Here is an 11,408-nt window from a genome sequence, read left to right as displayed (position 1 = left end):
CTGGCAGATGACGGTGTGCTGCGGATGGTGTCGGTGCTGGACTGGCGGGTGAACGGCGAGACACTGGGCGGCTCCTGTACCGACGGGACCACCGAGCTGATCAACCTCGGATTCGAGCGCATCGCGCCGGTAGTGCCCGAATGTGCACTGCGGACTGCCCCTGGCCTCGTCCGCGCGGACGTACCCATGCCGACCGTCGAAGGGAACCCTTGAGGGCGAGACCCAGACCAGCTCGAAGGAGTGAAAATGCCGACCTACCTGTCGCCCGGTGTCTACGTCGAGGAGGTGGAGGCCGGGCAGCGGCCGATCGAAGGCGTCGGTACCGCGGTTGCCGCGTTCGTCGGCTTCGCCGAGAAGGGCCCGCTGAACACCCCGACGCTGATCACCAACTGGACGCAGTTCACCCAGACGTTCGGTGATTTCGTCGAGGGGTCGTACCTGGCGCACGCCGTCTTCGGCTACATCCAGAACGGCGGCTCGGCGGCGTACATCATCCGGATCGGTGGCGAGTCGGCCGGCAACGGCGAGGCGCCCAAGGAGTTGCCGGCCGGTGCGCCGCAGACCACGCTCGGCCACTACAAGGTGACCGCGATCGAGAGCGCCAACGGCAAGAGTCCCGATGTCACCGTCGAGGTCGCCGACAGCGGTACGGAGAACGCTCCCGAGGGCGCGATCAAGCTGACGGTGCGTGCGAACGGCCGCCCGACCGAGGAGTACGACCCGGTCGTCCCGGACCGGCGTTCGGACAAGGCGAGCAACGTCGCGACCGTGGTCAACGCCAAGTCCAAGCTGGTCAAGGTCGAGGAGCTGGCCCAGTCGGCCGCGCTCGAGCCCGTTGCCAAGGGCAAGAAGTCGCTGGTGGCGCCGCCGTCCGCGGCCGCGACCGGCGAGGGTGTCGGTGCCGCCGACTACGTCGGTGACGTCGCCGACCGGACCGGATTCTCCAGCCTGGAAGCGATCGACGACGTGACGATCGTCGCCGTACCGGATCTGATGAGCGCCTACCAGCGCGGCGCGATCGACCTGGAGACCGTGCACTCGGTCCAGCAGGCCGTCATCACGCACTGCGAGCTGATGGGCAACCGGATGGCGATCATCGACCCGCCGCCCGGGCTGAACGCCCAGCAGATCAAGGACTGGCGGATGAACCAGGCCGGTTACGACAGCCGGTACGCCGCTCTGTACTGGCCCTGGGCCAAGACCTTCGACCCGGCGACCGGCCGCAACATCCTGGTTCCGCCATCGGGTCACGCGGCCGGCATCTGGGCGCGTACCGACGAGTCCCGCGGGGTCCACAAGGCTCCGGCCAACGAGGTCGTCCGCGGCGCGATCGCGCTCGAGACCACGATCACCAAGGCCGAGCACGATCTGCTGAACCCGGTCGGTGTCAACGCGCTCCGGGCGTTCCCGGGTCGCGGCATCCGGATCTGGGGCGCTCGCACGCTCTCGTCGGACCCGGCATGGCGCTACATCAACGTCCGCCGGCTCTTCAACTACATGGAGGAGTCGATCCTCAACGGCACCCAGTGGGTGGTGTTCGAGCCGAACGACGACGCGTTGTGGGCGCGCATCCGCCGTACCATCAGCGCCTTCCTGGTGAACGAGTGGCGCAAGGGCGCGCTCTTCGGGCTCACCCCGGACGAGGCGTTCTACGTGAAGTGCGACCGCGAGACCAACCCGGCCGAGGCGATCGACGCCGGCCAGGTGGTCTGCCAGATCGGCATCGCGCCGGTGAAGCCGGCCGAGTTCGTCGTCTTCCAGCTGTCGCAGTTCTCCGGCGGCACCAGCCTCGTCAACGAGTAACCAGAGCTTCTAGGAAAGGGAGATTCCGATGCCACTCGCTGACGCCATGGACATGGCGACCGCGTATTCGTTCAGCGTCTCGATCGACGGGGTCCAGGTGCCCTACGTCATGGAGGTCTCCGGCCTGAAGGCCGAGGTCGACATGATCACGTACTCCGAACAGGCCATGGACGGCAAGTTCGTGTCCCGCCAGGTCATGGGCCGGGCCAAGCCGTCGTCGTTCACCGTGACGCGGGGCCTGACCGATTCCAAGACCGTCACCGATTGGCTGAAGTCGGTCATGCAAGGTGACATCAAGGGCGCCCGGAAGACCGCCGAGGTCTGCATCTACACCTCGAACGGCGAGCCCCTGAAGCGGCTGAACTTCCGCAACTGCTGGATCAAGGACGTCGAGCTCGGCGGCACGCTGAAGGCCGGTTCGACCGAAGCGCTGACCGAGAAGTTCACCGTGTGCTGGGACGAGATGGAGTACGCGTGATGCGTCGCGCCCACAACACGACGCTGGTGGCGGACGCGGCTCCCACTCCGGAGCCCGCGCCCGCCCCGGCGGCGGCGCCCACCCTGCGCACCGAGTTCGACTTCGAACTGCCGCGCGGGTACGTCGACGCGGACGGCGTCGTACACAAGTCGGGAACGATGCGGCTGGCAACAGCTCGCGACGAACTGATTCCCCTGTACGACGCTCGTGTCCAGGAGAACCCGGCCTTCACGACAGTCGTTCTGCTGGCCCGGGTCATCACCCGCCTGGGCGACCTGCCGCGGATCGACGCGCAGTTGGTCGAGAACATGTTCGCCTCCGACGTCGCGTTCCTGCAGGACCTCTACCGCCGCATCAACTCCGAGGGCCACACCCGCGCCGCCGTCACCTGCCCGTCGTGCGAACAGTCCTTCGCCGTCGACATCGCCGGTGGCCGCCTGGGGGAATCCTGACGTACGCGACCGGCCGCCTGCAGGAGGAGATCGCGTACGTCGCCTATCACTTCCACTGGCGCCTGGACGACATCCTCGACCTCGAACACCCGCAGCGGCAGTCCTTCGTCGCTGAGATCTCCAAGATCAACCGCCGCATCACCGAGGGGGACTGATGATCGGCCAGCTAGCCGAGGGCGCTCCGTCGACCCTGCGCCCGCCCAGCGGTGACTGGATCTCGTCCTGGCGCTCACCCGCCTTCACCGGCGACATGGCCCATCAGCTGGACCCGGCCGCGCCCAGCGGCCTCCTCTCCGACCTGATCAGCACCGGACAGCCCAGCCTGTACGGCGCTGAGTCGGCTCTCGACGTACGTCCCCACAGCTCGTTCCCGGGTGCCCCCACTGGTGAGGCCGCGAGTCCCGCCGAGACCCCGGCACCCGCAGGTCCCATCGGCCGCGTCATCCAAGCAGTCCGCAACGCCCTCACCGGCACCCGGAGCCCAACCGCTGGCGGAGCCGCGTCTGCACTCGTCGGCGCACCCGCCGCAGCCGGTGCCGGTGCCCTACCCGGCTCGCCCGGTTCCGCTGGAGGTGGTGCTGCGTCTGCGCTCCTCGGCGCACCCGGCTCAACTGGTGCCGGTGCCGCTGCCCTTCTCGGCGCACCCGCCTCGCCCGGTTCCGCTGCAGGTGCTGCTGCGTCTGCCCTTCTCGGCGCACGTGGCGCGACCGCCTCAGGCGCCGGTGGCGCTGTGGCTGCACTTCTCGGCACAACCGGCTCGAGCGGTTCTAGCGCGGGTGCTACCTCGGGACTTCTCGGTGCACCCGGCTCCGGTGCAGGTGGTGCTGTCGCTGCCCTTCTCGGCGCACCTGGTATGGCTGCCTCAGGCGCCGATGGCGCTGCGTCTGCGCTCCTCGGTGCACCCAGCTCGGCTGGTGGTGGCGCCGGTGGTGGTGCGTCGGGACTCCTAGGCTCAGCTACGTCTGCGCTTGGACTGGCAAGGCCTCCGACAAACTCGGGGTCGGCCGGCTCCGCCGTGTCCGATGCGGCACGCGGGAGTGAGCCGACCTTCGCCGAAGTGCTCGCCGGTGGCCGCGCCGTAACAGCAGGGTCTGCACCATCGCTCGGCGCAGCCCCTGCGCTCGCCTCGTCTCTCGCTTCCGCGATCGGATCAACCTCCGCGTCCGACTCGGCTGCCGCACTTCTGGGCACTTCGGGTGCGGCCGGCTCATTGCCGCTTGCGTCGGCAGATTCCGGTACGGCGCTCTCGGGCGGCGCGGCCCCGTTAGGTTCCAGCCCAGGGGCATCGGATGCAGGCGCTGGTGTTGCGGCGCTGCTCGGCACTCCCGGTTCGCCGGGCTCGATGCCGTTGGCGCGACTCGCTGCTCCCGGACTGAGTCAGGTCACCGCAGCACTCCCCAACGACGCCCGGCGCGCACTCACCGTCCCAACCCTCCAGAACCTGCTGCCGACCCTCGCGCCGATCACCAGCACCGGATCCGACGCTGGGTCCGGTTCGGCCGACGTGGCTCAGGCTCTCGAGGCGATTGCTCCCGATACGACCGCTGCCGGTCTACCGGTGGCCTCTCAGTCGGCCGGCCCGGCGGCTCCGGCAGGGGCGCCTGCCGGTCTCTCCCGTCGCCGGGCCGGCCTCGGGGCCCCACTAGCCGGACCACTCCCATCCCAAGCACTCCCGGTCGCCTCCGCACCGGCCCTCTCCGGTATCCCTTCAGCCGCAGACCTCGCCGCCGCCGGTGCCACTGAGGTAGCGATCCCCGGTTCCACCGCCGGTTCTGGGGGCTCCGGCGGTGCCGCTGCGTCCGCCGTACCGGGTGCTGCACTACCTCTGGCACTCGCTCGATCTGTTGCTAGCAGCAACCAAATGCTTCCGGTACCGCCCGTCGTGACCGGCGCCTTCCAAGACGTCGCCGGCGCGGCCGGCGCAACCGTGCCGCTGCTCGGAGAGCGCGCACTCAGCTCCGACGTCACCGAGATGCTCCCACCTGCGGCCGGCAACGACACCTCCACACCGGCCCAGCCGATCACGTACCTCCCACCCCACTCGGTCGACAACGCAGGCCCATCCGGCGCCACAGGCTTCGGAGGCCCGGCTGCACCCGGAGTTGGCCGCACCGCATCCCCAGGCGGCAGCATGCCAACGGCCGCGGCGGCCCAGGGGAGTATGACCACCGCCGGTACCCCGGCCGGTGACGCCGGGCGTCCGCTGGCGGTGGCCCGGCCGCCCGCTGCGGGGTCTGCCGCGGCGGGCGGTCTGGTCGAAGGCAGCGTGGTCCAGAGCGTGAGCGCCGACGACAGCGCCACCTCGATCGCAATCCCACCCGCCGCACCCGAGGCCCCCGCCGCATCCCCCGCAACAGCAGCAGCCAGTACGGCGGCCGCCGCGGGAACGCCGGCGGGAAACGGGGGAGCGCTCTCTGCCGCAGACGTCGACGGTCTCGCCCGTCGCCTGTACGAGCCGATCGCCCGCCGCCTGAAGGCCGAACTGGTCGTCGACCGGGACCGAACCGGCACCCTGATGGATCGGATGTGGTGAAGCAATGAGTGGAACCGACGTGATGCCGGCGGTCGGCGTCCGCTTCATGGTGCAGGTGGATGAGGTCGACCTCGGCCTGTTCACCAGTTGCGAAGGACTCGGCGTCGAGGTCGTGATCGAGCAACGCAACGAAGGCGGTAACAACGCCTACATGATGCAGATCCCGTCCCGCCTCAAGTTCCCGAACATCAAACTGACGCGTCCGCTCACCAAAGAGACCGAGCGCGTCGCCAAATGGATCTCCGGGCTGGCCGCCGGCGTCCGGCGCCGTACCGGCCAAATCACCGCCATGACCACCGACGGCACCGTCGTCGCCCGCTGGGGCCTGATCGACGTCATCCCCGTCCGCTGGACCGGCCCCACCTTCGCCAAAGGCCCCGCCGACGTCCTCACCGAAACCATCGAGATAGCCCACCACGGCTTCATCGACACCGGCGCCTAGTCCCCATCGACCTTGTGCACGGGTCGACCGCCCGTCGGCGGCAAATGTGGTCGGTGGGACCTCAAGGTCGGCGCCAACCTGCACGCCAGCACTCGCCATCTGATGGGTTACCCAGGCAGATTGTGGGTTCTGCACCCGCATGGGAGTACAGAACCCGCAACCGCATGGGTCAACCCATCAGATGCGGTACGGCGGTAGCTCGACCCGCGGCCTGGCTGCAGCCCCGCACCTTGCAATCAATCTTGCACAAGAGTTCTTGAGTAATCGCTAGGGGCGCTCGCCGGTAGGTCAAAGGGCGAGGAGCTCGGCAGCGAGGGGCTCGGGGGACTGGTGGCGGGCGAGGGTGGCGATCCGGTCGGTTTCGGGGCCTAGGGCTGCTCGGCATTGGGTCCAGGCGGTGGCTTCGGCGTGGAGACGGTCGGCGATGAAGACGGGGGCGCCGATCTCTTCGCGCTGACGGTCGCAGACCGCGAGCAGCCGGACGGCGAACTCGTACGAGCCCTCTGCGGCGGCCAAGATGGCGAGGAGACCGAAGCAATCCAGTACGCCGGTCGAATAGCCGATCCCGCGCGCGATCCGGAGCGCCTCGATTGCCCGGATGCGGGCTTGTGTGAGATCGCCGGCCTGGAAGTCGAGCAGGCCGAGACTGCCCATGGCCAGCACCTTGCCCTGCTCGTCGTTCACCTCGGCCCAGACGTCGTACGCCTCGTCGAAGTAGGCCCGGGCCTCGGCCGGATAGCCGAGCTGGCGCAACGCCATCCCGTTGCAGTTCAGCGCGGCTCCCAGTACGACGCCCATCTGGAGCTCGCGAGTGAGCGCTTCCGCTTCACGCCCGAACTGCAAAGCGCCGTACACGTCGTCGAGCGCGAGACTGGTCAGCGTCATTCCTTGGGAAGCGATCGCGAGACCGCGCTTGTCGTCGAGAGAGCTGTAGATGGTCGCGCTCTCCAGCCCTATCTCGAGCGCCTCGGCGAACCCGCCGGCGAACCGGGTCTGTGCAGCCAGCCCGGCCAGAGCCGCTGCCCGCTCGAGGGTCGGTTCCGTCAGCCCGGCCAGCGAGGCTCGCAGCCACGCCCGCGCCTGACCCATCAGCCCGCGGAACAGCCAATGCCACGACAACGGCGCGACGATCTCACCGACCCGTGCAGGATCGTTGCCCTCGGCAAGACACCAGTCGATCGCCGCAACGAGGTTCGGTTCCTCCAGCCGCAGTACGCGCCCAGTCACCTGCTGGCGCAAGGCGAACCGCTGATGCAGCGTCGCAGCGTGCCTGCTGAACCGTGCCAGCTCCACACACCAGCGAACATGCCGATTCCGTACGGCGGTCTCCTCGCCGGCCGCGCGCAATTGTTCGAGGCCGTACTCGCGCACGATCTCCAGCAGGCTGAACCGTTCGTCGGCGTCCATCGTGACCAGGCTGCGGTCGACCAGGATCGCGAGCAGTTCGGCCACCTCGTCGGTCTCGATGCCGTCACCAGCGAGTACCTGCTCTGCTGCGTCCAGCGCACAGCCACCGGCGAACACCGCCATCCTCCGCAGCACCGTGCGTACGGGCGGCTCGAGCAGTTCGTGGCTCCAGTCCAACGCTGCACGCAGACTCGAATGGCGAGGTCCGGCGTCACGGAACCCGCGGACCAGCAGCCGGAGCCGGTCGTCGATCCGGGCCGCGAGTTGCTCCACCGACAGCGTTCGAGTAAGACCCGCGGCCAGCTCGATCCCCAGCGGCAGCCGATCGACCGCATCGCAAATCCGTTGTACTGCTGGGCTTTGCTCGATGCCGCTGCGATCGCAGAACAGCTGAGCAGCGGCCGCAGCCGGCAACGGTCCGACCCGCCGAACCTGCTCATCGGAGATCCCCAGTGGATGCTGCGACGTGACCAGAATCGACAGGTCGACTGCCTTGAACCGCAACGCATCGATCGTCGGTACGACGGCCTTCGCGAGGTGCTCGGCGTTGTCGACGACGAGCAGGGCGCCGGTCAGCAGCTCAGCCGAATGACCGAGCGATTCGCCACCGCCATCGGCCCCGACGGCACCGGCCAAGGCTGCGACGAGGTTGTCACCTTGGCGCAGCGGGGCGAGGTCCAGCCACGCCACCGAACGGCCTTGCTCGGCTGCCTGCGCCGCCACTTCCCGGGCCAGTCTGGTCTTGCCGGCCCCCGGTCCACCGAGCAGCGTGATCAGTGTCGGTTGGCGCAGCTCGCGCAGGAGCGCGGCCTGCTCGCGGTCGCGGCCGACGAAGTTCTTCGCTGCCGTAGGCAACGGAATTCGTGGCGCCGGTGGACGGTGGCCGCGTAGGTCGGCTTCGAGCGCGACCGTCTCCGGTGTGGGGTCGATGCCGAGCTCGTCCGCGAGGCGAGATCGCAAGCTCCGCAAGCGATCGAGCGCATCCGCTTGCTGGCCCGCGCGAGCCAGTGCGAGGGCGGACAGCCCGACCAGCCGTTCGTGCAGGGGATGGACCGCGATCATCCGCTCGAGCTCCGTACCGACCGGGCGCCCGAGAGCGAGCCCGGCCTCGGCCCAGGCCAGCTGAACGTCGTACGGCGTCAACTGTGGTGAGCGCTCTCTCGGCGGCGCTCAGGTCGGCAGGCTCGGCCAGCAAACTGAAGCCGGCCGGAGTACGGCGCAGTGCGGCGGAATGGTCGCCGAGCGCGCTGCGCAATCGCGAGGCCAGTACCCGCAATCGGGCAGCGGGCCGGGCGGCTTCCTCGTCGGCCCAGAGATCGCGGATCAAGATCTCATCGGCAACAGCCTCACCACGTGCAAGCGCAAGCCGTACGGCGAGTGCCCGCGCGAGCGGTTGCCTTATGGGTAAGGGCTCCTGGGGTACGGCGACGATCTCGGCCGGACCGAGGACGAGCACCTCGAGCGTACTCATGCGGGGGCGGCCAGGATCTCGGCGGTGAGGGTTTCCGGCGACTGGCGCCGGGTTTGGTCGGCCAGGCGATCGGCTTCAGGGCCTAGGGCTTCGCGGCACGTTGTCCAAGCAACGGAGAGAGCGCTTACTTCGTCGGCAACCTGGATCGGGCTGCTCAGTTCCTCACGCTGATGCTCGACGACCGCGAGCAGCCGGACGGCCTCTGCGTGGTTGCCCTCGGCGGCCTCGACCGTGGCCAGCAATGCCAAGCCGTCCAGGATTCCGAGCAGGCCGCCGATGCCTCGCGCCATCCGAAGGCAGAACAGCGCGCGGCGTCGTCCTTCCGCAGTGTCGCCGGCCTGGACTGCCAGTACGCCGAGGTGGTTGGAGGCGAGCACGAGTCCCTCGTCGTCCCGGACCCCGCCCCAGATGTCGTACGCCTCCTCGAACAGTTGCTTCGCCTCGGCCGGGTAGCCGAGCATACGAAGCGCCACACCGCTGCAGTTGAGGGAGGCGCCGAGCACGATGGACAGGTCGAGAGTGCGGGCCATCTTCCCGGCGCGGTCGGCGTAGTCGAGGGCGCCGTACACGTCGTCAAGTCCGAGACTGGTCAGCGTCAGCACGTGATAGGTCCGAGCGAGGCCGCGATCGTTGCCCAGGGCCTGTTGGATCTCGGCACATTCCAGTCCGGCGTGGAGAGCTTCGTCGTACCGGCCGACGCTGCGGGCCTGGAAGGCGAATCCGCGAAGGGCGTCGCCGCGCTCGACCGTGCCGGCCGGGAGAGCCGGAAGTGAGGCCCACAGCCATTCGCTCGCCTGCGCCATCATTCCGCGTGACATCCAGTGCCAGCCCAGCGGCGCGACGAACTCGCTGACCCGGCCGGGGTCGTTGCCGTCGCCCATGCACCAGTCGATGGCGGCGAGCATGTTGGGTTCTTCCAGCCGGACCCGCCGGGCGAGCTCTGGTTCGCCCAAGAGCTGGCGCTGATCCTGCGGACCGTAGGCTCCGCCGAACTTGGCGAGCTCTACACACCAGGCGGCGTGCCGGTCCCGGAGCGCGCTCTCTTCTCCGGAGTCGCGCAGTTGGTCGAGCGCGTATTCGCGAACTGTTTCCAGCAACCCGATTCGCTCGCCGTCGCTGGTGATCAGGCTCCGATCAGCCAGCTCGGCAAGCACCCGCTCAACTTCATCAGGCCCGATCGGGTCCCCTGCGGAGGGGGCGGCCAGGACGAAGGTGGCGGCTTCGGGGGTACAGCCGGCGGCGAAGACGGCGAGGCGGCGGAGAGCGACTTGTTCCTGGGGGCTGAGGAGCTCGTAGCTCCAGTTGAGGGCTGAGCGGAGGCTGACGTGGCGGGGACCGGCGTCGCGGAGGCCCCGGACCAGGAGGCGGAGGCGGTGATCGATGCGTTGGGCGATCTGTTCTACCGACAGGGTTCGGGTGAGGCCGGCGGCTAGTTCGATACCGAGCGGGAGGCGGTCGACCGCCGTACAGATTCGTTCGACGGCGGGGCTCGGGTCGGCGCCGCTGCGGTCGCAGAAGAGTTGGGAGGCCTCGGCGGCGGTGAGGGCGGCGACGCGGTGGAGCTGCTCGTCGGTCAGGCGGAGAGGGCGTTGTGAGGTGACCAGGATCGATAGGCCGGTCGCTTTGAAGCGCAGTACGTCGATGATCGGGGCGAGCTGCTCGACCAGGTGCTCGGCGTTGTCGACGACGAGGAGTGCGCCGGACAGCAGTTCGGCGGAGTGCCCGATCGAGTGGTCACCGCTGGTTGCTCCGGCAGCACCAGCGAGAGCGCTCTCCAGGTCGTCTCCCGGCTGGGCGGGGGCCAGGTCCAGCCAGGCGACACGGCGCTCGGCCTCAGTGGTGCGGCCGGCGATCTCGCGGGCGAGCCGGGTCTTGCCGGCGCCGGGTCCGCCGAGGAGCGTGATCAGGCCCGGCCGCCGGATCAGTTGCAGCAGCTCCGCCTGTTCCTTCCGACGGCCGACGAAGGTCCGCGTTGCTGAGGGCAACGACGTACGGAGCTTCGGGGGAGCGGTCAGTTCGGCGCGCAGCCCTTCCTCGAGTGCCACTGTCTCGGGGGCCGGGTCGATGCCCAGTTCGTCGGCCAGGCGCACCCGCAGCGCGTGCAACTGGTCGATGGCAGCGGCGTGGCGGCCCGCCCGGAAGAGGGCTTGGGCGAAGAAGCCGACCAGGCGTTCGTGCAGCGGATGGATACCGACCAGCCGTTCGAGCTCTGGTTCGACGTATTTGCCGAGCGCGAGACCGGACTCGGCCCAGGCCAGGTGGAGTTCCAGTCGGAGGGATTCCAGATGCTGCCGTTCCGCGACGACGAACGGGATGCCGTCGAGATCGGCGAGCGGATCGCCGCGCCAGTGCGCAAGCGCGGCAGCCGTCGTACTGAAGACCTTGGCCTGGTCGCCGCTGCGGCGAAAGGGGGCCAGGGCAGAGAGCGCTTTCTCAACCGCGTCCAGGTCGGCCGGTGTCGCCTGCAGACTGAACCCTGCCGGCGTTCGTTCCAGTGCACCGGAATGGTCCCCGAGGGCGCTGCGCAGCCGGGAGGCCAGCACGCGCAACCGGGCGAGCGGCCGGGCTGCGTCGTCATCACCCCAGAGATCCCGGATCAAGATGTCGTCGGCAACAGGCTTGCCGCGGGCCAGTCCCAGCCGGACGGCGAGCGCCCGGGTGAGCGGTTGCCGGACCTGCACCGGCTCGTGGGCATGCGTCACCAACTCGGCGGGGCCGAGAACGTTGATGTGCAGGAGCGGTTGCCCCGTCGCTCTCACCCCCAGAGGAGAACGTCGTAAGGGCATCCTAATTCGTCTGCCCTTTCGGGAAGAGGGGAGGTC

The 11,408-nt window shown here is 69.0% G+C and carries 11 protein-coding genes; 8 read left to right on the top strand and 3 right to left on the bottom strand.

Annotation, left to right across the window (positions count from 1 at the left end; translation table 11 throughout):
• Window positions 1-15: 15 nt before the first annotated feature.
• From ACFVWG_RS22190 to ACFVWG_RS22170, 5 genes are read left to right on the top strand one after another with little or no spacing between them, the layout of a single operon-like run.
• Window positions 16-213: a hypothetical protein gene (locus ACFVWG_RS22190; protein ID WP_391545251.1), complete on the top strand. Its 198-nt coding sequence runs from the start codon at window positions 16-18 to the stop codon at window positions 211-213.
• A gap of 33 nt (window positions 214-246) precedes the next feature.
• A complete protein-coding gene (locus ACFVWG_RS22185; RefSeq protein ID WP_391545250.1) occupies window positions 247-1,803 on the top strand; it encodes a phage tail sheath family protein in 1,557 nt (518 codons plus the stop codon).
• 28 nt (window positions 1,804-1,831) lie between these two features.
• Complete coding sequence (locus ACFVWG_RS22180) at window positions 1,832-2,281, top strand: phage tail protein (protein ID WP_391545249.1); 450 nt, start codon at window positions 1,832-1,834, stop codon at window positions 2,279-2,281.
• Window positions 2,281-2,733, top strand: a complete 453-nt coding sequence (locus ACFVWG_RS22175; protein ID WP_391545405.1) for a hypothetical protein — start codon at window positions 2,281-2,283, stop codon at window positions 2,731-2,733. Before ACFVWG_RS22180 ends, ACFVWG_RS22175 begins: the two co-directional genes overlap by 1 nt.
• Entirely contained in the window at window positions 2,679-2,888 is a 210-nt protein-coding gene (locus ACFVWG_RS22170; RefSeq protein WP_391545248.1) for a DUF6760 family protein, read from the top strand. The genes ACFVWG_RS22175 and ACFVWG_RS22170 overlap by 55 nt, the downstream gene beginning before the upstream one ends.
• Window positions 2,889-2,962: 74 nt before the next feature.
• Here ACFVWG_RS22170 and ACFVWG_RS22165 read toward each other — a convergent pair whose 3' ends face one another.
• Window positions 2,963-3,094 (bottom strand): hypothetical protein, encoded by a 132-nt coding sequence (locus tag ACFVWG_RS22165; RefSeq protein ID WP_391545247.1) that lies wholly within the window; start codon window positions 3,092-3,094, stop codon window positions 2,963-2,965.
• 214 nt (window positions 3,095-3,308) lie between these two features.
• Between ACFVWG_RS22165 and ACFVWG_RS22160 the strand changes: the two genes are divergently transcribed.
• The 3 genes from ACFVWG_RS22160 (at window position 3,309) to ACFVWG_RS22150 (ending at window position 5,708) form a co-directional block, all read left to right on the top strand.
• Window positions 3,309-3,683, top strand: coding sequence for a hypothetical protein (locus ACFVWG_RS22160; RefSeq protein ID WP_391545246.1), 375 nt, complete (start codon window positions 3,309-3,311; stop codon window positions 3,681-3,683).
• A gap of 65 nt (window positions 3,684-3,748) precedes the next feature.
• The gene (locus ACFVWG_RS22155) at window positions 3,749-5,266 is read left to right on the top strand and encodes a hypothetical protein (RefSeq protein ID WP_391545245.1); all 1,518 of its coding nucleotides are present in this window, start codon (window positions 3,749-3,751) and stop codon (window positions 5,264-5,266) included.
• 4 nt (window positions 5,267-5,270) lie between these two features.
• Window positions 5,271-5,708 carry a phage tail protein gene (locus ACFVWG_RS22150; RefSeq protein ID WP_391545244.1) on the top strand — a complete coding sequence of 146 codons (438 nt, stop codon included), beginning with the start codon at window positions 5,271-5,273 and terminating at the stop codon, window positions 5,706-5,708.
• A 288-nt stretch (window positions 5,709-5,996) separates the two neighbouring features.
• Here the strand turns inward: ACFVWG_RS22150 and ACFVWG_RS22145 are convergent, their stop codons facing one another.
• Both ACFVWG_RS22145 and ACFVWG_RS22140 read right to left on the bottom strand, forming a co-directional pair.
• Complete coding sequence (locus ACFVWG_RS22145) at window positions 5,997-8,258, bottom strand: ATP-binding protein (RefSeq protein WP_391545243.1); 2,262 nt, start codon at window positions 8,256-8,258, stop codon at window positions 5,997-5,999.
• Window positions 8,259-8,582: 324 nt separating this feature from the next.
• Entirely contained in the window at window positions 8,583-11,345 is a 2,763-nt protein-coding gene (locus tag ACFVWG_RS22140; RefSeq protein ID WP_391545242.1) for a BTAD domain-containing putative transcriptional regulator, read from the bottom strand.
• Window positions 11,346-11,408: the final 63 nt, after the last annotated feature.

Source organism: Kribbella sp. NPDC058245, from assembly GCF_042882005.1.
Lineage (GTDB): Bacteria > Actinomycetota > Actinomycetes > Propionibacteriales > Kribbellaceae > Kribbella.
Note: the sequence above shows the minus strand (reverse complement) of the source record. Positions and strands in the feature narration are given on the sequence as shown.